Origin of the sequence: Pseudoalteromonas distincta (assembly GCF_000814675.1) — a bacterium.
Lineage (GTDB): Bacteria > Pseudomonadota > Gammaproteobacteria > Enterobacterales > Alteromonadaceae > Pseudoalteromonas > Pseudoalteromonas distincta.
In genome coordinates this window covers 40,651-65,609 of the sequence record NZ_JWIG01000009.1, presented here as the reverse complement: position 1 = coordinate 65,609, position 24,959 = coordinate 40,651, and the positions used below count along the sequence as shown (strand labels likewise).

Sequence of the window (24,959 nt, the reverse complement as noted above, 5' to 3'; positions counted from 1 at the left end):
TGCACAAATTAAATTTATGCAGGCTTTTTTGTATTTTTTGTTAGCTATTAAGACAAAAATGCAAACTTGAAAACAAACAAGGCTGTTAATATCCAAACACTAATACTGATTTGATCTTGCTTACCACACAATACTTTTACCGCTGTATAAGATATAAAGCCAAGTGCAATACCGTGCGCAATAGAAAACGTTAATGGTGTCATTAGTAATACCACAGTAACAGGAATTGCATCGGTCATATCATCCCAATTTACAAACTTTAAATTTTGTAGCATCAGTACAGCGACATATAAAATAGCACCTGCCGTAGCATAAGCCGGTACCATTTGTGCAAGCGGTGCAAAAAACATCATTAGTAAAAAGCAAATACCTACAACGACAGCCGTTAAGCCAGTACGTCCGCCAACAGAAACACCAGCAACCGATTCTATATACGATGTAGTCGTAGACGTGCCTAGCATCGCACCTGCAATTGTTGCAGAGCTGTCAGCACTTAGTGCGCGTCCTAAACGAGGCATGTTACCTTTTTCATCAGCTAAACCAGCTTTTTGAGTGACCGCAACTAATGTACCCGAAGTATCAAAAAGATCGACAAACAAGAATGCAAAAATAACACTCATCATTGATATATCAAAAGCGGCGGCAAAATCTAGTTGCATAAAAGTAGGCATTATTGATGGTGGCATAGCCATAACACCATGATATTCAACAAGCCCTAAACTTAGTGCAATACCTGTCACTAATAAAATACTAATAAGTACACCGCTTTTAAAATCGCGGTATAAAAGCGCTGCAATTACAAAAAAGCTTAATATAGCTAATAATGGGCCTGGGGAAGTAATGTCGCCCAATTGCACTAGTGTTGCTGGGCTTGAGACAATAATGCCTGCATTTTTAAGGGCAATTAAGGCTAAAAAAGCACCAATACCTGTTGCGATAGCTCGCTTGAGCACCAGAGGTATGGCATTAATAATCCATTCTCTGACTTTAAATAAACTTAAAAATAAAAATATACAACCCGACATAAAAACAGCCCCTAATGCGGCTTGCCAGGTATAACCCATTCCTAATACGACGCCATACGTAAAAAAAGCATTTAGTCCCATGCCAGGCGCTAATGCTAATGGATAATTAGCCCATAAACCCATTATAAAACAGCCTATCGCAGCTGCTATACAGGTAGCTACAAATGCAGCCCCTTGGTCCATCCCTGCCTCAGCAAGCATAGCCGGGTTTACAAATACAATGTATACCATAGTGATAAAGGTCGTTAGGCCAGCAACGCATTCGCGTTTAACTGTTGAGTTATTTTCGCTGAGTTTAAATAAGGCTTCAAACATAATAAACTTGTGATAGTAAAAAGTGGCGAGATTTTAACATAAAAATTATCTTTTACAGGACATTTTACCTTGCTATATACTAAACTGTTAAAGTAGTTAAAATAATAAATGAACCAATATGCTTAAAACAACACCTTGTGAGCAAGACTTAGAGCAACAGCTAGACAACATTTTAGGTTTTGTTACTCAACCAGAAAGCAGCCCCGCGCCCATTGATAATAAAAAAGATGAGCAAAGTACTATTAATAAAGCCCTATATTATTTAAAAAATAATCAAGCTCCATTGGCTGCAAAATGGATGCGCCTTGCTGCAATGGCAGGAAACCATAGAGCACAGTTTTATTTAGGTTTATTTTTTGTAAAAGGTGAAGGCGTGCCACAAAGTGTATTTCATGCTGTAGCGTGGTTGAGCTTAGCGAGTAGCCAAGGGTACGCACCTGCCACTGCAGCGGTTACAGATATACGCAAACATATCGAAACTAAGCGATTTAAAGATGCTCAATGTTATGCAGCAAGTTTGTACGAACAAATCCACCAACTCCAGTTTTCTCATATGATCCCTCGCACCAGTGAAAACACATAAACTAACTAAGTTATAAGTACTGTATACAGTGTTGAAAAATACTGTATATAGTTACAAAGATACTCCTACACAGTATAAAACCCACAAATGAAAACATGACTCAAAAATTTATTTTAAAAATACCCTCTCAAAAACAAGCCTATAACAAGTTGATTAATAAAGAATTATAGATTAAAAAATAAAAAACAATGATCAAAAGCTGAATAACTGTACAAATAAATAGCATAAAATGCTTGCACGAAAGCACTGTATAAACTACTGTATATGAATACTGTATAAAAACCCAGTGAGTGAAATTATGTTACAGCCTATTACCGTAAGAACAGTTAAAAGTTACCAACAAGACGAGCAAAGCGATTGCGTAAATTTGATCCAAATTGAAGATGAAATTTCAGCTACCTTTGAGCTTTTAAAAGTATTACACCAATATAATAGCTCTAATGCATGGACGTTATTAATTGCACCAGATCATGTACCTAGCAAAGCTTTACTTGACTCATGCTCTATTGATACAAGTAAATTACTTGTAATTAGACAGAAGCACCTAGTAAATCTAGAGTATGTATTAAATTCTGCGTTACATAATGGAAACTTTGCAGCGGTAATTACCTGGACCGATATAGTTAATAACCAACTACTTACAAATCTATCGTTCGATTTGAGTAAAACGAATACAAAACTATATTGTTTTACTAAAAACGCTCAAACAACAGAGATACCACTCGCTCAATAAGCTTGTTAAACTAATGTTTTAGACTTTGTATTATTATTATGACTTCACTCAATACCACATTATGTTTTTGCAGCAGTGGGCACAATTATGCCGATTGCTGCGAGCCGCTTCACTTATCTGTTAAGCAAGCTGACACTCCTGAACAACTTATGCGCTCACGATTCAGCGCTTATGTTATTAAAAATGCAAAATATGTTTATCAAACCTACGCAAAAGAAAAACAAGCTGAGAATCCGGTTAAAGAAATCAATGATTTTGCTAACAGCTGTCGATTTATAAATCTTGATTTAATTGACTCAAGCCATGATGGCGATACTGGAACGGTAGAATTTAAAGCCCAATATTTTTATCAAAACTTATTTTGTGAGCTTCACGAAAAGTCGCTGTTTATTAAAGAAAACACTCAATGGCGTTATTTAGATGGCACTATATATCCTGTTGAAGATATTAAAGTAGGCAGAAATGATGACTGCCCATGCGGTAGCAATAAAAAGTACAAAAAATGTCATAGCATGTAATCAATAATCTTATTTAATATTTATTACCTAAAAGGTGTTTTTAAGTGGCAGAGTGATTTATTAGCTAACTAAACTTAAAAACACACTTTGTTACGCCCTTGCATTTTAGACTCATACATTTTTTCATCTGCGATCTGCAACGTGTTTTTGTTATTTACGTATGGTTGTAGGGTTGCACCGCCAATACTAATAGTCACAAAATCATATTCTGAATATTTGTGTAATATTCCTAAATCGGCCACATTCTGTTTAATTTTATCAGCAACACAAATTGCACCTTCAGTGCTTGTATGCGGTAGAACAACTACAAACTCTTCGCCGCCATAACGCGCAACAAAATCGGTTGGCCTTTGCAAACTATTAGTAATAGTTTGTGCTACTAGGTTTAACACCGTATCCCCCTGCACATGACCATAGATATCATTGTATTGCTTAAAGTAATCTATATCGATGAGTAATAATGCATAGTCAACTTTTTCTCGTAAGGCGCTTCGTTCCATTTTAGAAAAATGTGCATCAAAATAACGGCGATTGAATACTTTAGTTAAATCATCTAAAAATACTTTTTGATTGAGTAAGTCGTGTTGTAATTTTAACGTTATATGGGCACGAACCCTTCTAAATAGTGTTTCTTTTATAATCGGCTTTTTAATAAAATCAACAGCTCCGGCTTCCCAGCACTCTTCTTCTTCGTTTTCAAAGGATGTAACAAAAATAACTGGGATATCCTGTGTTTCAGTATTATTTTTTAATTTTAAACATGTATCAATACCACTCATTCCACCCATACTAATATCGAGTAGGACTATATCGGGTACATTTACATTACAAATTTCAATTGCTTCTTCACCACTTCCAGCTGTTGTCACATTAAAATGCTCAGATAATATTTTTTTCAATACGATTAAGCTTAATAACTGATCGTCAACTATAAGTACTTTAGAATTCTTTAAACTTAGTTTTAATTGATGGTCAGAGTAATTTATTGGCATAGTAAAAATGTTTTGTTTTTTTAATTAAAAACAGCCTATAGCATCACATTTTGTTATGCAAATGTTAATTAAGAGGGGTTCTACTTATTGGTTACTAATAAAAATACTTTTTAGTAAATCTTTACTGCATAAAAACAAAAAATGAGCCACTTGGACTCATTTTATAACTTTGAATACTTAATTTAGTTAAGTATTATTCGTCATCATCTAAATCTAATTGCTGACGTTGAGCAGGTCGAGCTAAAATCTCTACGTAGAAAGAGGTCAAACCTTGCTTTTCAATTTCGCCAATTTGGTTACTTAATTCAGCAACGTGCACAACTTGCGCATCTTCAGCTGTGTTACCAAACTTACAGTCAAATGCCCAATAGTCAGCATCTTCAGGTAGCGTTTTATTACGCTCTCTTTTCAAATATTTTTTCACTTCGTGCTTTGCAGCATCAACCATACGAGGGTATTTGATTTTCTCGTGATTTAGCGTGAATGTTTTCTTCATTACGTTCCTAATTACCTTGGTTTAATGATAATGGCATTTCATGTCATACCATTTGACGCCATTATAGCAATTGCATTTAATTTTTGGATGCTTTTTTTTCATTAAATCAATTATTAGCAAATATATAAAGCAGACCCGTTATAAAGCATATATTAACTGATGATTATTACAATCATATATCACACCGCAATAAGCTGAAGTGGTTGATGTATTGCATCATTATTAAGGCTGTCGTAAAAAGCAGCTGCATCTATAGGGGGATTCGCTAGTTGTGTTTGTTCGCTTTTAATTCTTCTTCTGACAGCAAGCTCACAGTTATCTATTATATTAAGTGGAATATGCTTATCATCATTTCTAATCGCAAGTGGTTCAGGGCTTAAGCATTGCCTTAACTTAATACTTGTCATACCACAGCGCTCCCCTTCTTGAGATATTAATGATGCATTAAACTGTCCAACCAACATATTGTATTCATCAGGGGCTAAAAGTTGCTTTGGACCTACGCCAAATTGCTTTCTTAATGCCTCTTCTTCTATAACTAAATTATCTATTTCAGTTTTTGGTAAATGAAATTGGCTAAAGTCGAGTGCGTCATGTGACAGCATCGCTAATAGTAGAGAAAATTCGCCACGGCGATTTTCATGCACACTATTATTGAGCCTACTGTTTAACTGACTCTCTGTGATTAACAAATCATCTATTTGCATAGTCTTTAGTCGATTGTGGTAACTGATAGATATTTATCGGCTTTATTTCAATTTTCTTTAGCTTTTTTCTTTACTTAAATACGCAATTTGCTATTATCAGCGCCGTTGCATTGGAGGGGTTCCCGAGCGGCCAAAGGGATCAGACTGTAAATCTGACGGCTCAGCCTTCGCTGGTTCGAATCCAGCTCCCTCCACCACTTTTCTTACCGCTAAGTTAAGTGGGGCCAAATGCAATAAAATTAGTGTGGAGGGGTTCCCGAGCGGCCAAAGGGATCAGACTGTAAATCTGACGGCTCAGCCTTCGCTGGTTCGAATCCAGCTCCCTCCACCACTTCTCTACTATTCCTATATTCCTATATTCCTATATTCCTATATTCCTATATTCAGGTAACTTCAAAATACCCATTGTAAACTCATACTGTTTTTCTTTAGCCATGTTGATGATGCTTTATAATTAGGAAAAAAATGCTCAACGTGTTGCCAAAAAGCTTTGCTGTGGTTTAAGTGACGTAAATGCGCTAACTCGTGAACAATCACATAATCAATAGCATGATAAGGGGCTCCGATTAAATGCAAATTAAATGTTAGCTCTCGCTTACTATTACAACTTCCCCACTTTCGCTTATAAATAGCTACTTTTAGACTCGTAGGTAATTCTTCACCCATTTGTGCGCAGAAGTACGCTAAACGCATTTCTATATATGCAGTTAGTTGCTCTTTTAAATATTCTTCAAGAAGTTGCTGATATTTTTGCGAAGTATTTTTAACGCGCGAAGAGTGTGTAATAAGCAAGCTGTCGTTACAGTTTAGTACTTCGGACTTAGTACCTTGCTTAAATTCTATGTTTACAATGCTATCAAAGATTAAAATTTGTTTGTCTTTGAGCGGGTTCTGTCTGCTATCAGCAATATTGTGCTGTTTAGTTAATTGAGCATTTACCCACACCTGCTTATCAAAAAGCCATTCTTGGATGTGTTTATTACTAACAAATTGAGGGGCATATACAGTCACCTTCTTGTTATGTACTTTAATGGCAACCGTTTTACGTTTTATACTTTTCTTTAACTGATATTCAAACACTTTCATACTCATTAATGATATTGCTACGAGAAAATTCACCAGCAACTAATAAAACCAAATAAGGTGTAATTTTCGCTTAGTTAAGCCAATTCATTAGTTTTCTTAAGGTTGCTCGATAGAAACTTAAATATGACCATATAAATCGAACTTAGCCCCGTTAAAGGCAATACATTAGAATAAAAAACACCAACTAAAAAACTACTTCCTGATAAATAAAAGAAAACTAAAAGTAATAAATTCGTTATTTTAATCACTTCATTGAATTAACAGTTTATTTATTAATTAATTAGATTAAACTTGATAAATAAAGATTATATTTTGAGCCATTATGTTATCAGCTTTTTTTATCACAGACCAAGATCCTAGCTTAATCATTAATGGCGTTTACGATCCTCTATTAGTTTCAATGTCATTGCTAATTGCTATTTTTGCAGCCTTTTTCACCATTAGACTTATAGATCTCGCAAAAGAAACTCAATTTCCTAGCTACCAACGTTTAGCAAATGTGACCGCTGCTACTGTTTTTTCGGCTGGTATTTGGAGTATGCACTTTATTGGTATGCTTGCCTTTTCACTGTGTACTAATATTGATTATGATCCAACAATCACTCTCCTTTCTTTTATACCAGCATTTATTGCATGTCAGTACGCTGTATCAATGCTAGTAAATAGTAAAGGGAATCTAAAAGTATTGTCGATTTGCTCCGTGTTACTAGGAGCCGGCATTGGCACTATGCATTATAGCGGCATGGCTGCAATGGATCTTGCTCCTTTACTTAGATATGATCCATTGATATTTGCGTTATCAATCATTGTTGCTGTAGCCCTCTCCTTTATAGCCCTTTACAGTCGCTTTAATCTTGAGCGTTTTTTACCCTCTTTATCACCTCTTCAAAATAACTCAATTAGCGCTGTTATTTTAGGGTGTGCTGTTGCTGGTATGCACTATATGGGTATGGCCGCTACACGTTTTGTAGCTACATCGCCACTAATCTATGATGATGCTAACGCAACCGCAGGACTAACTTTTATCGCCATTGCAGTCGCCACAGCAACTATCGCGATTACAAGCGTGGTTGGTGTAATAAATGGTATGGTTCGCTATCGCATGCTACTTGAGGATAAGTCGGCAAAAGAATCCCGTCTAAATGCTATTTTAGGCACCGCTATAGATGGCATTGTTACCATTGACCATACTGGTATTATTTTAAGTTTTAATGAAGCCGCAAGTAAAATTTTTGGCTGGCAAGAAAACCAAGTTCAAGGCAAAAACGTAAAAATGCTAATGGACGATAACATTGCCAAGCATCACGACGAATACCTCTTAAATGCTCACAATGTTGATCTAGGTAAAATAATAGGCATAAACCGTGATGTATATGCAAAACACATGAACGGATATGTTTTTCCTATTCGCTTAGGTATAGGCGAAGTAAATCAGCCGGGCCATAACCCTTTATATGTTGGCTTTATCACCGACTTGACCGAACAACGCGCTTTGCAGCAAAGTTTAGAAGAGAAAGAACAAAAATACCGCTCTCTTATCGATAACATGCCCGGAGTCGCGTTTAGATGCAAGTTTGATGACAACTGGACTATGTTATTTATTAGTCCAAATATAATTGAGCTTACAGGGTATAACCCAAATGAGTTTACAGAGCATTGTATCGAGTTTAATGACTTGGTCTTGAAATCAGACCAAAAACAAATAGTTGATGAAGTCACTAAAGCTGTTGATGCAAAGTCTCAATATTCTATTGAATACCGAATTAGACATAGAAATGGCAAAATTTTGTGGTTGTTAGATAAAGGGAGTATCGACTTTGATGCTCAAGGCAACCCAAAGTGGATTGATGGTGTTTTAGTCGATATTACTGAACGCAAAGAATATGAAGAAAAACTAGAGCAAGCTAAATTTAAAGCTGAAGAAGCTGCTCATGCAAAGCAATCTTTTATGGCTAATATGAGCCATGAAATACGCACCCCAATGAATTCTATAATAGGTTTTAGCGATCTATTAATGGACACCCCACTTGATCAAGAACAACAAAAGCACTTGGTTACCGTAAATAATGCAGCGCGTTCATTGCTAAGATTGTTAAATGAAATTCTCGACTCTGCAAAACTAGAACGCGGTAAGCTCACCATTGAGCCAGTCCACTTTAGCTTAAAACCAGTGATAGACAGCATTATTTCTACTTTTTGGCTAGAAGCTAAAAAGAAAGATTTAGAACTTAAACTCCATATTAAAGAATCAGTAAGTTCTACGTACTACGGCGACCCAGATCGACTCAGACAAGTACTCACTAATCTAATTGGTAACGCGATTAAGTTTACCGAAGAAGGCTCTGTTACGGTCACCGTTGGCATGACACAAAATCAGCATCTGTTTTTTGAAGTGCAAGATACCGGAATTGGTATTGCAAAAGATCGTATTCAAGCTGTATTTCAACCTTTTGAACAAGCCGATGGCACTACTACCCGCCGCTTTGGTGGTACAGGCCTTGGTACAACCATAAGTAAACAACTTGTAGAGCTTATGGGCGGAACAATAAACTTAGTAAGTGAGCTAGGTAAAGGCACCTGTTTTTACTTTTCATTGCCGCTTACTTTAGGTGACGAATCTAAAATAGATTATTTTGATGGTCTACACACCCAACTGCCTGCACTTAGAGTGCTAGTAGTTGATGATATAGAGCAAAATACAGAACTACTGTCTTTGCTTCTGTCACGCGATCAGCATTCAGTTACCAAAGCGTCAAACGGACTTGAAGCGATTAAAGTATTTGAAGAGCAAGACTTTGATGTCATATTAATGGATATACATATGCCATTGTGTGATGGCATACAAGCAGCACAAAAAATAAGAGCAATAGAAAACCAAAGGCAGCTTAAGTACACGCCAATTATCGCGCTCACAGCAAGCGTATTACAGCAAGATAAGCTTACGGCTAAAAAAGCAGGCATGAATGGCTTTGCCAATAAACCCGTCGATATAAATCAGCTTAACCAAGAAATAGCGCAAGTGCTGGGGCTTGGTATTGCAAAAGAAATGGTTATATCGCAAAGCGATCCTAAAGCGCAGCATATAGATTTTGAAAAAGGATTAGCACTTTGGGGTTCTAAGTGTAAGCAACTTACAGAGATTACTAAGTTTATAAGTGATAGTGATAAGCGGTTTGAGAGATTATTTAATGATAAATTATCAAACATAAAAGATGTCGATAGCCTCATTCACACACTCAAAGGTGTTGCTGGTAACTTAGGGCTAACAACGTTAATGAAGTTATTAACCGATTTAGAGCACAAGCAAAGTGATGCTAAAGTTATTAGTCTTTTAGACGATATCAAAAACGAACTACTTATTATAACGCAACTGCTGTCATCAAATACTTGCGATGAGCCAAATAGCAAGCCTGAAGATGATAGCTCAGACACTCTATCAATAGATGAAATTAAGTCACTGTGTGAAACACTTCATCAAGATGCGCAAAACGCAGAATTAAATGATGAACTACTCGCAAAGTTGCAACGCGGCGCACCTTCTACCTTTCAAAATGAAGTTGATGATATAGCCGAAGCCTTTGATGAATTTGATTTTGATAAAGCACACGTAATACTAGAAACCTTACTTGAAAAACTAACAAACAATGAGTATTAATTAATGGATTTTACGACAGATAGGCCACGGGTATTAATTGTTGACGATGAGCCTGCAAATCTAAAAGTAATGCGCGAAGTGTTAGGTAATCAATATCGTATGTCGTTTGCTAAATCTGGTGATGCCGCACTAGCACTACTTGAAAAAGAACTACCAAAGCTAATTTTGCTCGACATAATGATGCCAGATATGAATGGCTTTGAAGTGTGCCAAATTGTTAAGAGAAATCCTAAAACATCACACATCCCAATTATTTTTGTAACTGCGCTTGGCGATGAAAGCGATGAATACAAAGGTTTTGAGTTAGGCGCAGTAGATTATATTACTAAACCAATAAGCCCTGCCATTGTAAGAGCAAGGGTTAATACTCACTTGTCGCTAGTACAAGCAGAGCAATTAAAGCAAGCTCATGTAGATTTAGTAGAACGTCTAGGCCGTGCAGCGGAATATAAAGACACCGACACGGGTGAACATATTGTGCGCATGAGCCAATACAGTAAAGTATTAGCGTTAGCACTAGGTATGGATGAGCAACGTGCAGAGCTTTTACGTCAAGCTGCCCCAATGCACGATGTAGGAAAAATAGGTATTCCTGACGCTATCCTACTCAAACCTGGAAAGTTAACCTCTGAAGAGTTTGATCATATGAAAGAACACGCCACCATTGGCGCGCAAATTTTAGCAAACTCATCATCTCCTTTACTACAACTTGCGCATACACTTGCAATTGAACACCACGAAAAATGGGATGGCTCAGGCTATCCTAACGGGATCAAAGGCGAAGAAATATCAGTTGAAGGTAGAATTGTTGCTATAGCTGACGTATTTGATGCACTTACCTCAAAACGCCCTTACAAAGAGGCTTGGAGCGTAGAGAAAACAGTTTTGCACATGCAAGAGCAAGCAGGAACTCATTTCGATCCCGCTCTAATCGAGCTATTAGTAAAAAACTTAGACGATATTATTGCTATAAAAAATGCAAATCAAGAAAGCTAATTCTTTTTAGCACTGTGAGAGCCAAGCTCAACATTTGGGTAACAAGATTTTATATAACGATAGTCATGTGACGTAATTTCATGGCTATTACCACTTTCGTCTTTAAAGTACATAGAAAACGTTACACCATGATCTGCTAAAACTACTTTTATATTTAAACTCTCAAGATGAATACGCCATTGAATAAATTGATCCCCTGAGGCCAAAAATGCAATCCCTTTACTGCGCCCCTCTCCTTCAAACAATGCTAAACGAGTGGTTGAACAAGCATCCTCAAGCGTTAAAGGGCCTCGCCCATGCTCATTCCAAAAGGCAAGCTCTGGCACTACGCTAAAACCTAAAACCCGCTCATACCACTTAACGGCATTAGCTAAGTTATCAACATTTAAATGGCAATGATCAATGCCTGATAATTTCGGTATGCTTGTATTATTCACGTTACTCACCAATTTCTGACTTTAATTGCTCTAAAAACTCATGCATATACCTTGTTCGTCTATTCGCCTCTGCTTTAGCTGATGGGGTATTCATACTATCGGCAATATGTAATAACTTTATGAAAAAATGATCAAGCGTGTATGTTTTATCATCAGCCTCGCGTTCAACACAAAAAGGGTCATTTGGGTTATATAATAACCGAGAAATTGATCCACCAACCTTCATGCATCGGCTAACGCCAATAGCGCCCAATGCATCCATTCTGTCGGCATCTTGTACTATTTGCGCTTCAACTGTTTTAATTTTTATATTTGCGCTGAAGCTATGTGCTGCAATTGCATGATGAATCTCATCAAAAAGTGACTCGTCATAATTAATCGATTTTAAAAATTCCAATGCCTTATCAGCTGCCATAGTAGAGGCTTTTGCACGATCAGGGTGGTTTTTAGCCACCGCCACACAGTCGTGCATCCACGCTGCAGGTAATACTACTGACATGTTTGCCTGCTCCGCATTACATAACTGTATTGCAACGCGCACCACTCGCTCTATATGAGTAATGTCATGAGCAACATCGGCATGCACTAAAGAGGCGATAAACCCTCTACATTGTGAGTTAAGTATTTCTAAATCAGGGCTTAAAGCGACGTCAGACAAAGTTAGGTTCCAAAAAGCTAATTAATCAATGAATTATCCGTACTTTACCGTGCTTTATGCCCCCCTTGCAAAACATTCATTGTATGTTGCTCCTTGCTTGACTAAAATACAGCGCTTATTTATTACTACTGAGAAGCCTTATGTCATCTGCCGTTTACCTACAAGCTGGTCGCGATAAATCATTAAAAAGAAAACACCCTTGGTTATTTTCAAAAGCCATCAAAAAAATTAAAGGTAAACCTGGATTAGGCGACACAGTAACGATTCACGATAGCGAAGGTAAGTTTTTAGCAACTGCTGCGTATAGCCCTCACTCACAAATTCGTGCACGTGTTTGGAGCTTTGACGAAAAAGAAGTCATCGATCAACACTTTTTTGAACGCCGTTTACGTCGCTCATTAGAAGCCCGTAGTCAAGTTATTGAAGAAGGCGGATTAACAGGGTTTCGCTTATGTGCTGCTGAGTCTGATTACTTACCAGGCGTTACAATCGATAAGTTTGATAACGTGTTAGTGTGTCAGCTATTAAGCGCCGGTGCCGAGCGCCATAAAGGCGAGATTGTAGGCGCGTTGATGTCTATTTTCCCCGGCTCTAGCATATATGAGCGTTCTGACGTAGATGTACGTACTAAAGAAGGCTTAGAACCAATTAAAGGCGCACTTTGGGGCAATGAACCAAAAGAGCCTGTGCTTATTGAAGAAAACGGCTTAAAAATCGAAGTTGATATAATTGAAGGTCACAAAACAGGATTTTACTTAGATCAGCGTGACAGCCGTGCTGCACTTGAGCGCTTCTCAAAAGGTAAAACTGTCCTTAACTGCTTTAGTTACACAGGTACATTCTCGTTGTATGCCCTGCGTGGTGGATGTGAGCATGTAACTAACGTAGATGTATCACAACCTGCTTTAGATACAGCAAAGCGTAATGTTGAGCATAATAACTTAGATTTAAACAAAGTGAGCTTTGTTAAGCAGGATGTATTTAAATTATTACGCCAATACCGCGACGAAGGTAGACAGTTTGATACCATCGTAATGGACCCACCAAAATTTGCTGATAATAAAGCGCAGTTAACGGGCGCGTGTCGTGGCTATAAAGATATCAACATGATTGCCATGCAAATACTAAAACCAGGCGGAACACTATTAACATTCTCATGCTCTGGTTTAATGGAACAAAACTTGTTTCAAAAAGTAGTAGCCGATGCAGCACTTGATGCAGGTAAAGACCTACTGATAATGGAGCGATTAAACCAGGCAGCCGATCACCCAATTGCTGGCAGCTACCCTGAAGGCTTTTACTTAAAAGGCTTAATCTGTAAGGTTTTTTAATATCTACTATTGAGTTTAACTGAATTCGATTTAGTTAAACTGAATGATTTCAAGACCTGCTGTTACCGTGCCATCATCTTCTTTGCTGGCACGTATTACTTTTGCTGTTGCATTTAAAGGCGCAATACTTGGATGAGTCGAATCAATGTTCACCGTCAGTAAGGTATTAGGTTCAAGCAATTCATCTAAATGAATTGATAAACCTGTTGCACTTAAATCCACGCACTCTGCGGCAAAACTTAAACCCGCTATTGGTTCTATCGTTGTTAAATTTGCAGGAGTGTTAATCTGCATGCGTCTAAAATTTCGCTTATCATCAGTAAACATATGTTACCTCTAAACAACCGTGTTAATTTCTTCCAACAAAGCACCCACTGAAAATGGCTTTACAACATACGCGTTACAACCAGCATCAAACCCTGCTTGTTTTTCAGATGGGGACTCTAGGCCCGATACCATAACAACAGGAATATTTTTTGTTTCAGGTGTGTGCTTTAGCATTCGGCATGTATCATAACCATCAAGACCAGGCATACAAACATCAAGCAAAATTATATCTGGCGGACTCGCAATTGCTGACGCAAGGCAGCTTTGCCCTGAATCTGCGTAACTAACATCAAATTTCGACGCTAGTGCGGCTTTGAGCATTTCAAAATTAAAATACTCGTCATCTACCACTAAAAGTCGCTTTGTTTTATGTTCAATCGATGAGGACATAACTATGTCGCTTCCTTTTCAAAACAAAAATAAATCCTTCTATTAAGGTACTAAGCTTAATAGAAAATGCAAGTTTTATTCTATCTCTTTTATCGCATTAAGTACCCGCTTGGCTGAAATTGGGTAAGGCGTCCCTAGTGTTTGAGCAAATAACGACACTCTAAGCTCCTGTTGCATCCAAAAAATAGCGGTTACCTCTTGTGGTATAGGCAACCCTTTAGGCGTTTTATTAACTACTTTTTTATACTCTTGCGCAACTTTATCTAGCTCTAGTACACATAACCTATCACGATTTGGATCCACAGGCAGCTTTTCTAAACGTTTTTGAATCGCTTTTAAATAACGAATTAAATCCGCTATTTTATCTGCGCCATGCGCGCTCACAAAACCTTTAAATATAAGTGACTCAAGCTGTGACTTAATATCGCCGTGCGCGGTTATCATGGTTAAATCAACGCGCCCTTTCATTTTTTTATGCAGCGCATGAGCAATACTTAATACTTGCTCAACTTGCGTTGCAATCGATACAACGGCATCGCCCAGCTCACCGCGTATTTGCTCTTTTACTGTTTCAAATGCTTTTTCGTCGCGTATATCACCGTGTTTTACTAATAAGCTATCAACACCTGCGGCAATACAGTCATCAATTAAATCAGCTATTTTACCAAATGGGTTAAAGTACAAACCCAGCTTTGCCTTATTCGGTAAGTTTTGTTGTAAGTACTTAATTGGCGATGGCACATTTAATAGTACTAAACGGCGCAAACCTTGTTTATGTGCTTGCTGCGCTTTTGCTTCGCTATCAAAAAGCTCCACTGCAGCGGCTGATTTTTTGTCCACCAGCGCAGGGTATGCTTTTATCTCATATTGACCTTGCTTTTTAACGTATGAAGCCGGTAACTCACCAAAGTCCCATTGTGTTAGGTCTGATTTTTCAATGCCTTTATCGGCTACTTTAGACAGTGTTTCGGTTACTTCACCTTGCAGCTCTGCTTTGAGCTTGGCTAAATCAAGTCCTCGTGCAAGTAACTTATCGCTCTCATCACGTACTTCAAACTGTAATCGTAAATGCGGTGCTAATGCACTTAAATCCCATGCCTCGGGATCAACCCTCACACCTGTCATTCTTAATAAACGCGTGGCTAAAGCATCAATTAAGCTACCTTGCATTGGCTCAATAGCTGCCAGTACTGCATCAGCATAGTTTGGTGCTGGCACAAAATTACGACGAAGCGATTTAGGCAATGACTTTATAAGCCCACTTATTAGCTCATGCCTAAATGCTGGTATGTGCCAGTCAAAACCACTTTCTTGTACTTGATTTAAAAGCGCTACTGGTATTTGTACCGCAACGCCATCAACTGCTTGGCCTGGGTCGAAATGATAAGCAAGCGGCAATATAATATTGTCTTGCTGCCATGTGTCAGGGTAGTCAAACTCAGTGATATTACTTGCACCATGCTGCATTAGCTCTTCACGAGTCATGTGTAGGTAATGCTTATTTTGTTGTTTTTGTGTTTTATACCATTTTAAAAATGCAGCGCGGTTATTAATTTCTTTGGGTATTTTTTTATCGTAAAACTCAAATAACGTTTGCTCATCAACTAAAATATCACGACGACGTGACTTATTTTCCAGAACTTGAATATCTTCTATTAGCTCACGGTTAAACGCTAAAAAGCCCTCGTTTAAGCCCAGTTCTTGCTCAACTAATGCAGTGCGCACAAAAAGCTCTCGACTCACTTTAGGGTCTATGTTGCTATAAACACAGCGGCGTTTATTTACAACAAGTAAGCCGTATAAAGTTTGCTGTTCAAACGCGATTACCGCACCTGGCTTTTTCTCCCAATGAGGTTCTGTGTAACTACGTTTAACTAAGTGCTGTGCTAATGGTTCTACCCAGTTAATGTCTATTTTTGCATTTGTGCGGGCATATAATTTACTGGTTTCTACCAGCTCTGCCGACATAATCCATTTAGGGCTCTTTTTAAATAAACCTGAACCCGGAAAAATATGAAACTGACTATTACGTGCGCCTTTGTATATTTGTTTTTCATCTTTAAAGCCAATATGGCTTAGCATCCCGCTTAACAACGCTTTGTGAACAAGTTCGCCATCAGCCGCTTGGCTGGTTGCTTTCATGCCCATTTCGTTACACACAGTACTTATTTGATAAACAATATCTTGCCATTCACGCAGGCGCATATAGGCTAAGAAGTCTTTTTGACACAGCTTTCTAAATTGGCTATTAGTCAGCTCGCTTTGCTGCTCTTCTAGGTAATTCCATAAGTTTAAAAAAGCGATAAAATCAGAATCTGGATCATCAAAACGACCGTGTTTTTCATTGGCAGCAGCACGTTTTTCTTGTGGGCGTTCACGTGGGTCTTGAATAGACAACGCCGCCACAATAATAATCACTTCACGCAATGCGCCAAGTTTATGGGCTGTTAGCACCATTTTTGCTAAACGTGGGTCAACGGGTAATCGACTAAGCTCCCTGCCCGATTGAGTTAGGCTGGTTTTACTATCGCGTTTAGCTGGTTTTACCGCTTGTAGCTCTTCAAGCAATGTTAGGCCATCATTAATATTGCGGCTATCTGGCGCTTGTACAAACGGGAATTGTGCCATATCACCAAGCCCTAGCGCCAACATTTGTAAAATAACAGACGCAAGGTTAGTACGCAGTATTTCAGGGTCGGTAAACTCTGGACGTGATAAAAAATCATCCTCAGAGTACAACCTAATACAAATACCCGCTTCAACACGTCCACAACGACCCATACGCTGATTAGCACTTGCTTGTGATATAGGCTCTATTGGTAGGCGCTGTACTTTTGTACGATAGCTGTAGCGACTTATACGCGCAGTACCTGGGTCTATTACATAACGAATACCCGGCACGGTTAATGATGTTTCGGCTACGTTAGTCGATAAAATAATATGACGACGAGAATGCGGCGCAAATATACGGTTTTGCTCTGCGTTAGATAAACGCGAGTAAAGTGGCAATACATCGGTGTGTTTTAAATTACGCTTGCTAAGTGCATCTGCGGTATCGCGTATTTCACGCTCACCATTTAAAAATATGAGAATATCGCCAGGGCCTTCAGTGCACAGCTCATCAACGGCATCAAAAATACCTTGTAGCTGATCGCCCTCCGCTTCCATATCATCTTTATTAATATCAGTAATAGGGTTGTAGCGCACATCAACAGGGAAAGTACGACCCGATACTTCTATAATGGGCGCATCATCAAAGTGCTTTGAAAAGCGCTCAGGATCAATAGTCGCTGAGGTAATTATTATTTTTAAATCAGGGCGTTTTGGAAGCAGGTTTTTTAAGTAACCTAAAATAAAATCAATATTTAAACTACGCTCATGCGCTTCATCAATAATAATCGTGTCGTATTGATTTAAAAAACGGTCTTGCTGAATTTCAGCCAGCAAAATACCGTCGGTCATTAATTTAATATACGTATTATTAGATACCTGATCGCTAAAACGAATTTTAAAGCCAACTTGCTGACCAAGTTCACACTTCATTTCTTCAGCAATACGATTAGCCACCGTTCGTGCTGCTAATCGACGTGGTTGCGTATGACCAATTAAACCATCAACACCGCGACCAAGCTCTAAACACATTTTAGGTATTTGCGTTGTTTTACCTGAGCCCGTCTCACCGGCAATAATAACCACTTGGTTATTTGCAATGGCGTCTTTAATTAATTCCTTTTTTTGACTTACCGGCAATTGCTCAGGGTAAGTCACTTTAGGGAGGCCAGCTAAGCGTTTATCGCGTAATTCTTGGCTACGGGTTATATCAGCCGCTATTTTTTCAAGCGCGTTGGCATGCTTGTTTTCATCCGTTATTTTTTTTACGCCATGTAAGCGTTTTTTGAAAATGAATTGATCTTTTTTTAAGCACGTTTTTAGCTCGCCAAACAACTGACCTAGGTTTACCACCCGCATACCTTATAAAATTAGTTAAAGAGCCGTAATTGTATCAAATTAAACGGCTGGGGTTAATCCTACAAAATGCATAACGCGGGGTTGTTTGTTATATAAACGCTGCTATTGAACTAAACTGTGAGTAATAAATTTATTTTAAACGATTATTTTCAGAGCTAACTACATTGAATAAATTAAATGACGTTGGCTTATTCGTCACTAAAAATGCCCACGTAGGTCGCTTGCGTATTCGATTTACTTGCCCGATACATGCCAGAGGTATTAAACGGTAAGCTAATATTACCCTTTGTATCAATAATAATTACACCGCCCGTGCCACCAATAGGCTTAAGCACACCGTTTATAACTTCATCCCCAGCTTCGGCTATGGTTTTACCTTGGTACTTAACTCGCGCACATATATCGCTCGCTACGTTATAGCGAATAAAGTATTCACCATGCCCTGTTGCCGATACCGCGCACGATTCATTTTCAGCAAATGTTCCGGCCCCAATTACCGGCGCATCCCCCACACGACCATAACGTTTTGCGGTCATACCACCTGTTGATGTACCTGCCGCTAAATTACCATTTTTATCAAGCGCCACAGCGCCAACCGTGCCCATTTTGTAAGAGTTAGGTAATGCTTTGTGCGCGGCTTGGTACTCTTTACTGGTTGCTTTGGCTTTATCTAATTTTTGTTTTGCTTTTAAAAGCGCTTTGTAGCGAGGCTCGGTATCAAATAAGTTATTTTCGACAAGCTCAACACCTTGCTCTTTAGCAAACTCTTCAGCGCCTTGCCCACTAAGCATTACGTGTACAGAGTTATCCATTACCAAACGCGCTAAGTTAATTGGGCTCTCAATATGCTTTACACCCGAAACTGCGCCTGCTTCACGGTTTCGACCATCCATTATGGATGCATCAAGCTCATGCCCGCCATCGTAGGTGTATACCGCTCCACGCCCTGCATTAAAATAAGGGGATTGCTCTAATACTGCAATTGCTGCAATCACCGCATCTAAGCTTTCGCCGCCTTGGTGTAATACTTTATAACCGGTCTCTACTGCTTGCGTTAATTTTGCCCGATACTCTTTTTCTTGAGCGGGTGTAAATCGTGCTTTTTCAATTGTCCCTGCCCCACCATGAATCGCAATGGCAAAAGGAGTCTCTGCAGCTAATGCACTATTGCTTAAAGCAACAAGGCTGCTCGCAAAAATGGCTAATAATGGTGTTTTCATAATGAGTTCTTTTATGGGGAAGTTATAAACTAATGTGAATGGTTACGGACTTAATTTCAACTAAAGTGAGTTTAATGGCATAAAAAAAGCGCCTTAAGGCGCTTTTTAAAATTTTACGTGTTTGTAATACCAATTTTATTAAAAACATGGTCATTCTAGCGTATTAAATAGCTCACTAACTACGTTGAAAATTATTTATATAGAACAACTATGTATCATAATTTTAGCCTTGTTATTGAGCCATTTTTTTATCGCTATAATAGATCACTAATTTAATGCAATTGGTATAATTAAGCTTGTTTAGCTTTTAAACGCGCTAAACGTGCTACTTGGTGAGTAGACGTTAAGAACGAGTAAATTGGTGCTAAGTAACCACGTTTACGAAGCTCTAAGAAATCAGCATCGCTTAACTCGTTTAGTTTTTTCTCATCGATAAGGTAAATACCGTTGATGTCTTTTTTCTCGCCTTTAATGTCTACTGTTAGCGTTTGCGCAATTAGTAGCTCTTTATCAGCAAGGAATTTAGTGAACGCTTCAGTTACTTGAGAAAACTCAATAAATGATACTAGCGCTTCTTTACGACGTTTTAGGTAATCTGTTTCTTCGCCGTTTTCAAATAATGCGTTACCTTCGTCTTCACCAACAAGCGCACTTGCTTCATCAATTACGATACCGTATTGATCTTGATCTGGGTGTTTAACTAAACCAAGTGGGTAACGAGTAGATGCCATAGGTGCAAATGCTGCAGTCCATTTACCATCTTCTACAAAAAGGTTTTCGCCTGGCTCTAAGCCAAACATAGCAACTGCTTGAAAAGTGCCTGTTTCGTTGTTTTTAACGAATGACATTGGAAACTCGTTTGCTACACGTGCAAACTCATGTGCAACTACTGGCACTAAGTGTTGAGTTTTCATGAATTCTACATTGATGCCGTTTTGAATTTTAGTGTTGGCATGTTTTTCGTTGTGTAAAGGCTGTACTTGTTGCTCCGCCATGTTACTGCTCCGTTTATTTTAATTTATATGTTTCATTGTTAATGCCTTTAGGCTAATGCTTTTGAGCTAAAAAAGGAAGGGAAACTTTTATGACAACAACCATGAAAAAATAAAATTTAACTAAATCTGAACGTTGCTAAAAAACATACAGCTCAAACTCATAAACTTTGTTCAAAAACAACACACTTCGTGGTTGATTTTAATACAAACCAAAGTTATTCATTAACATTGGTTAACAGTTCAAAGCTATTTTTTTGCAGTGTTTAGGCTTAAATTTAAGCAAATAAAAAAGGCCGCTTATATAAGCGGCCTTTAAAAATTAAATTGGCATCTAAATTAAGGTGCCCAATATACTTCAATATTGATACTTGGGTGATTAAGCACAGCGCGTAGTGGCATGTCATTAACATCGCCGCCCGCTTTTGCTTGCTTATAAACAGCGAGTTTTTCTTCACCGCTAATTAAAAGCTTAACCACTTTAGATTGCGCAATGGCATTTAAAGTTAATGTCATTCTCTCAGTAATACTACCCGTCACATCACTTTGTATCGCATTAATTGCACATACTGTTTGCTCAGTTGTTAAACCATGCTCCAAACCGTCTGCATTTGGGAATAACGACGCTGTATGGCCATCTGGGCCCATACCTAAAATAGTTACATCATATGGGCTTTTTAGCTCGCTATAAGCCGCTTCACACTCTTGCGCGCCCTGTTGAGCCGTTGCTGCAGCGTTCTTCATAGTAATAAAGTTGGCAGCACTACCATGATTTTGTAATAAAGTACTTTTAATAAATGCTTCATTACTTTTTTCATGGCTTGGGTCTACCCAACGCTCATCAACCATAGCAACATCAACGTGTTGCCAATCTAAATCAAGTGTTGATAAATGCTTATAAGCGGGCGCAGGAGACGAGCCGCCCGACACCATTAATACAGCACGGCCATCGTTTTTAATGCCATCACGTAATGATTGCTCAAGCGTTGCAGAAAGCTCAGCTGTTAACGCGTCTTTATCATCAAAAAACTTTTCAACTAGTGTTGCCATGCTTATACCTTATCGCCTGTGTTAAACCATACATGATTGTTTTCTGCCAATAATTCATCAGCATCATCAGGTCCCCAGCTACCAGCACGGTAAAGCGCAGGCTTGCCTTTGTCTTGCCAACGGTCGATGATTGGATCAATCCACTTCCACGCTTGACGAACTTCATCACGGTGAATAAATAACGACGGGTTATCAGCAGCGGCATCAAGCATTAAACGCTTGTACGCATCTGAGTGGAAACCATTGCTGTAAGCTTGTGAAAGCTCAATATTCATTGTTACTGGCTCAAGTTGCATTTGAAGATTATCAAGGCGCTTAGACATAAGCGTTAGTTGAATTGTTTCCTCTGGCTGCAAACGAATAACAAGACGATTTGGCTCGATATTACCCACGTTATCTTCGTAGATATTGTGAGATACTTTTTTGTATTCAACCACAATTTCTGCACAGCGCTTAGCCATACGTTTACCCGTACGAAGGTAAAATGGAACACCTGCCCAGCGCCAGTTATCAATATGCGCGCGAATAGCTACAAACGTTTCTGTTTTACTAGAACCTTCATTTAGCTCTTCTAAGTAACCCGGTACAATTTTACCGTTTAAGTCACCTGGTACGTATTGACCACGAACAATATTTTCATCAACATCACCATCTACAAGCGGGCGAAGTGCTTCTAATACTTTTAGTTTTTCGTTACGAATGCTGTTAGCGTTTAGCTTATTAGGCGACTCCATTGCAACTAAGCAAAGTAGTTGTAATAAGTGGTTTTGAACCATGTCACGAAGTGCACCGGCTTTATCATAAAAACCAGCGCGGCTTTCAAGGCCAACCGTTTCTGATAAGCTAATTTGAATATTATCAATAGATTTAGCATCCCACATATTTTCAAACAATGAGTTTGAAAAACGCAGCGCCATTAAGTTTTGTACTGTTTCTTTACCTAAGTAATGGTCAATACGGAAAATTTGTTCTTCATTAAAAAACTCTGCAATTTTTCCATTAATTGCTTCAGCAGAATCACCGCAATAACCAATTGGCTTTTCAACAACAACGCGTGATGTAGGTGTAATTAAACCTTTAGTCGATAATATTTCACAACATGTGCCGTAAACAGCAGGCGGAAGCGATAAGTAAAACACACGAGACTTAGTACTTTCGTGCTCATCTAAAATGCCTTTTAGCACATCCCAGTTGTCGTCTGCTTCTGTAACATTACTTACCACTGGCACTAAAAAAGTAGAAAACGCTTTCCAATCTTTAGCGTTAAACTCACCTTTGCTTAAAAATTCTTGTAATGCTTTATGCGCTGTTTCTATGTATTCAGCACGTTTCGATTCTTCGCGCACTGTTGGTAGGATACGTGAGCCTTCAGGTAAGTTACCTTCTTGATATGCTCTGTACATTGCAGGTAGCAATTTGCGTAACGCAAGATCACCACCGCCCCCAAAAATTATAATATCAAAAGGATTAAGCATAGTTACTCTCTACGTTGTGATACCCAGTACATTTGGTAAATGCGCGGGTATGCCTATTTATTGCTAGATTAGATGGCTTTTATAGCTGTATTTAAATAAAAGCCTGCTGAATTGTTCTGTATCGATGATTTATTATTATTGTTTATCATTGCGCTTATTAAATGAGCCTTAGGGGCCCTGTATCTCCTCTCACAAAAATACAGACCCTAAGCACTCCAGCGCTACCCGTTCAAAGGTACTCGGTTTACTTACTTGCGTAAGCGAATTTTTTACTGCGTACGGTTTTGTTTGTAGTACGCCATTAAGCCGTTTGTAGAACTATCATGAGCGTGTTTCACGCTATCATCAGTGAGTTCACTCTCAATTTTAGATGCTAAACCTTTACCTAGCTCTACACCCCATTGGTCAAACGAACATATTTCTAAAATAATGCCTTGGCAAAATATCTTATGCTCATACAGTGCAATTAAACGGCCCACTGTTTTAGCATCTACTGTATCTAATAGCATAGACGTTGTAGGACGATTGCCTTGATGAATTTTATGATTTAATAACTCATCAATCTCTGCTTGCGATTTACCCTTAGCGGTTAAATCCGCTGTAACTTGCGCTGCATCTACACCACTCATCATCGCTTCTGTTTGTGCAAAGAAGTTCGATAATAAAATATCGTGATGCTTATCAACATTCACTTGTGGCTTAACTGATGCAATAAAATCTGCAGGTACAATTACATTACCTTGGTGTAAACACTGATAAAATGCGTGCTGGCCATTAATACCCGTCATGCCCCAAATAATTGGAACCGTAGTATAAGGTACCGTTTCGCCTGCAAAGTTAACGTGTTTACCGTTACTTTCCATTTCGCCTTGCTGTAAATACGCAGGCAACATATGCAGTGCTTGATCGTACGGTAATATAGCTTGCGCTGTATAACCTAAAAAGCTCGTATTCCATACACTAAGCAATGCCATAATTAATGGTATATTTTGCTCAAACGGCGCAGATTTAAAGTGCTCGTCTATTTCAAACGCACCTTCTAAAATTGCTTCAAAGGCGTCGTACCCTAAATATAAAGCAATTGGTAAGCCTATCGCACTCCAAAGTGAAAAGCGACCACCAACCCAATCCCACATAGTGAATACGTTTTCGTCGCTGATACCAAAGGCTGCCGTTTTTTCTAAATTTGTACTTACTGCAACAAAATGCTTTGCAATTGTACTTTCATCTTTTGTTGTTTGTAAAAACCAGTCAACCGCCGTTTTTGCGTTTGTCATGGTTTCTGACGTCGTAAATGTTTTTGACGAAATAACAAATAATGTTGTTTCAGGGTCAATGGCTTTTAATATAGACGAAATTTGTACACCGTCAGCATTAGATACGTAGTGAACATTTAACGTATCATCAGCAAGTGCTTTTAATGCCTCAGTTGCCATTTGTGGTCCAAGGTTAGAGCCACCAACACCAATACTTACAACATCTTTTACCGCTTTGCCGGTATAGCCTAACCATTTACCGCTACGAACTTTTTCTACAAACACTTTAATTTTAGCTAACTCGTTGTCTACGGCTTGTGTCACGTTTTCGCCATCAACAATTAATGGAGTGTGAGCACGATTACGAAGTGCCGTATGCAAAACTGAGCGATCCTCAGTGATATTTATTTTTTCACCGCTAAACATTTTATCGCGCCACGATGCAATATCGCATTCTTTAGCAAGCGACATTAAGTTAGCAAAAACATCGTTATCAATAAGTTGCTTAGAATAGTCGAATAATACGCCTGGTACTTGAGTAGAAAACTGAGAAAAGCGCGTGTCATCTTGTGCAAATAACGTTTTTAGATGTGTTTGTTTCATCTTAGCTGCACTTTGTTCTAGTGCTTGCCAACTTGCTAGTTGCGTTCGGTTAGACATGGAAATATCCTCTATTTTTTTCAATCAATTGATTTAAAAATGTTTTTTATAAAAGCAAAACTCTTAATACTACTTATTCACACTAAAT

At 38.4% G+C, this 24,959-nt stretch carries 21 protein-coding genes and 2 tRNA genes; 8 read left to right on the top strand and 15 right to left on the bottom strand.

Annotation, left to right across the window (positions count from 1 at the left end):
• Positions 1 to 47 precede the first annotated feature (47 nt).
• Positions 48 to 1,340 carry an NCS2 family permease gene (locus QT16_RS06685; RefSeq protein ID WP_002961426.1) on the bottom strand — a complete coding sequence of 431 codons (1,293 nt, stop codon included), beginning with the start codon at positions 1,338 to 1,340 and terminating at the stop codon, positions 48 to 50.
• Positions 1,341 to 1,458: 118 nt separating this feature from the next.
• Between QT16_RS06685 and QT16_RS06680 the strand changes: the two genes are divergently transcribed.
• From QT16_RS06680 to QT16_RS06670, 3 genes are all read left to right on the top strand, one after another.
• Complete coding sequence (locus QT16_RS06680; RefSeq protein ID WP_002961427.1) at positions 1,459 to 1,923, top strand: tetratricopeptide repeat protein; 465 nt, start codon at positions 1,459 to 1,461, stop codon at positions 1,921 to 1,923.
• Positions 1,924 to 2,221: 298 nt separating this feature from the next.
• On the top strand, positions 2,222 to 2,656 hold the full coding sequence (locus tag QT16_RS06675; RefSeq protein ID WP_002961428.1) for a SulA-like leucine-rich domain-containing protein: 435 nt from the start codon (positions 2,222 to 2,224) through the stop codon (positions 2,654 to 2,656).
• Positions 2,657 to 2,694: 38 nt separating this feature from the next.
• Entirely contained in the window at positions 2,695 to 3,174 is a 480-nt protein-coding gene (locus tag QT16_RS06670) for a YchJ family protein (RefSeq protein ID WP_039487357.1), read from the top strand.
• Positions 3,175 to 3,248: 74 nt separating this feature from the next.
• Here QT16_RS06670 and QT16_RS06665 read toward each other — a convergent pair whose 3' ends face one another.
• The 3 genes from QT16_RS06665 to QT16_RS06655 form a co-directional block, all read right to left on the bottom strand.
• Positions 3,249 to 4,166 (bottom strand): GGDEF domain-containing response regulator, encoded by a 918-nt coding sequence (locus QT16_RS06665; protein ID WP_039487354.1) that lies wholly within the window; start codon positions 4,164 to 4,166, stop codon positions 3,249 to 3,251.
• 193 nt (positions 4,167 to 4,359) lie between these two features.
• Entirely contained in the window at positions 4,360 to 4,662 is a 303-nt protein-coding gene (locus QT16_RS06660; RefSeq protein ID WP_002961433.1) for a DUF6172 family protein, read from the bottom strand.
• Positions 4,663 to 4,841: 179 nt separating this feature from the next.
• The gene (locus QT16_RS06655) at positions 4,842 to 5,369 is read right to left on the bottom strand and encodes a VC2046/SO_2500 family protein (protein ID WP_039487352.1); all 528 of its coding nucleotides are present in this window, start codon (positions 5,367 to 5,369) and stop codon (positions 4,842 to 4,844) included.
• A gap of 112 nt (positions 5,370 to 5,481) precedes the next feature.
• Here QT16_RS06655 and QT16_RS06650 point away from each other — a divergent pair.
• Together QT16_RS06650 and QT16_RS06645 are read left to right on the top strand one after the other, a co-directional pair.
• Positions 5,482 to 5,566: transfer RNA gene (locus tag QT16_RS06650), tRNA-Tyr, on the top strand.
• Between the two features lie 49 nt (positions 5,567 to 5,615).
• A tRNA-Tyr gene (locus tag QT16_RS06645) sits at positions 5,616 to 5,700 on the top strand.
• Between the two features lie 62 nt (positions 5,701 to 5,762).
• Here the strand turns inward: QT16_RS06645 and QT16_RS06640 are convergent.
• A complete protein-coding gene (locus QT16_RS06640) occupies positions 5,763 to 6,461 on the bottom strand; it encodes a M48 family metallopeptidase (RefSeq protein ID WP_002961435.1) in 699 nt (232 codons plus the stop codon).
• A 316-nt stretch (positions 6,462 to 6,777) separates the two neighbouring features.
• On the opposite strand from QT16_RS06640, the gene QT16_RS06635 reads away from it, so the two are divergent.
• A complete protein-coding gene (locus QT16_RS06635; RefSeq protein WP_039487350.1) occupies positions 6,778 to 10,110 on the top strand; it encodes an MHYT domain-containing protein in 3,333 nt (1,110 codons plus the stop codon).
• Between the two features lie 3 nt (positions 10,111 to 10,113).
• Complete coding sequence (locus tag QT16_RS06630; protein ID WP_002961438.1) at positions 10,114 to 11,106, top strand: response regulator; 993 nt, start codon at positions 10,114 to 10,116, stop codon at positions 11,104 to 11,106.
• Here the strand turns inward: QT16_RS06630 and QT16_RS06625 are convergent.
• Both QT16_RS06625 and QT16_RS06620 read right to left on the bottom strand, forming a co-directional pair.
• On the bottom strand, positions 11,103 to 11,543 hold the full coding sequence (locus tag QT16_RS06625) for a VOC family protein (protein WP_039487348.1): 441 nt from the start codon (positions 11,541 to 11,543) through the stop codon (positions 11,103 to 11,105). The two genes, QT16_RS06630 and QT16_RS06625, sit on opposite strands and share 4 nt — an antisense overlap.
• A gap of 1 nt (position 11,544) precedes the next feature.
• Positions 11,545 to 12,201, bottom strand: a complete 657-nt coding sequence (locus QT16_RS06620) for an HD domain-containing protein (protein ID WP_039487345.1) — start codon at positions 12,199 to 12,201, stop codon at positions 11,545 to 11,547.
• A gap of 140 nt (positions 12,202 to 12,341) precedes the next feature.
• On the opposite strand from QT16_RS06620, the gene QT16_RS06615 reads away from it, so the two are divergent.
• Positions 12,342 to 13,532, top strand: a complete 1,191-nt coding sequence (locus tag QT16_RS06615; RefSeq protein ID WP_002961441.1) for a class I SAM-dependent methyltransferase — start codon at positions 12,342 to 12,344, stop codon at positions 13,530 to 13,532.
• A gap of 30 nt (positions 13,533 to 13,562) precedes the next feature.
• On the opposite strand, the gene QT16_RS06610 is transcribed toward QT16_RS06615, so the two are convergent.
• The 8 genes from QT16_RS06610 to pgi form a co-directional block, all read right to left on the bottom strand.
• Positions 13,563 to 13,859, bottom strand: coding sequence for a PilZ domain-containing protein (locus QT16_RS06610; RefSeq protein ID WP_007581065.1), 297 nt, complete (start codon positions 13,857 to 13,859; stop codon positions 13,563 to 13,565).
• Between the two features lie 9 nt (positions 13,860 to 13,868).
• Positions 13,869 to 14,249 carry a response regulator gene (locus QT16_RS06605; RefSeq protein ID WP_024597850.1) on the bottom strand — a complete coding sequence of 127 codons (381 nt, stop codon included), beginning with the start codon at positions 14,247 to 14,249 and terminating at the stop codon, positions 13,869 to 13,871.
• A gap of 75 nt (positions 14,250 to 14,324) precedes the next feature.
• Positions 14,325 to 18,212 (bottom strand): ATP-dependent RNA helicase HrpA, encoded by a 3,888-nt coding sequence (gene hrpA / locus QT16_RS06600; RefSeq protein WP_200886961.1) that lies wholly within the window; start codon positions 18,210 to 18,212, stop codon positions 14,325 to 14,327.
• 194 nt (positions 18,213 to 18,406) lie between these two features.
• A complete protein-coding gene (locus QT16_RS06595; RefSeq protein WP_039487338.1) occupies positions 18,407 to 19,438 on the bottom strand; it encodes an isoaspartyl peptidase/L-asparaginase family protein in 1,032 nt (343 codons plus the stop codon).
• A 290-nt stretch (positions 19,439 to 19,728) separates the two neighbouring features.
• The gene (locus QT16_RS06590) at positions 19,729 to 20,433 is read right to left on the bottom strand and encodes a SapC family protein (protein ID WP_024597622.1); all 705 of its coding nucleotides are present in this window, start codon (positions 20,431 to 20,433) and stop codon (positions 19,729 to 19,731) included.
• Positions 20,434 to 20,769: 336 nt separating this feature from the next.
• Positions 20,770 to 21,480 (bottom strand): 6-phosphogluconolactonase, encoded by a 711-nt coding sequence (gene pgl, locus QT16_RS06585; protein WP_024606581.1) that lies wholly within the window; start codon positions 21,478 to 21,480, stop codon positions 20,770 to 20,772.
• A gap of 2 nt (positions 21,481 to 21,482) precedes the next feature.
• Positions 21,483 to 22,955 (bottom strand): glucose-6-phosphate dehydrogenase, encoded by a 1,473-nt coding sequence (gene zwf / locus QT16_RS06580; RefSeq protein WP_024597624.1) that lies wholly within the window; start codon positions 22,953 to 22,955, stop codon positions 21,483 to 21,485.
• A 269-nt stretch (positions 22,956 to 23,224) separates the two neighbouring features.
• Complete coding sequence (pgi, locus tag QT16_RS06575) at positions 23,225 to 24,871, bottom strand: glucose-6-phosphate isomerase (protein WP_039487336.1); 1,647 nt, start codon at positions 24,869 to 24,871, stop codon at positions 23,225 to 23,227.
• Positions 24,872 to 24,959: the final 88 nt, after the last annotated feature.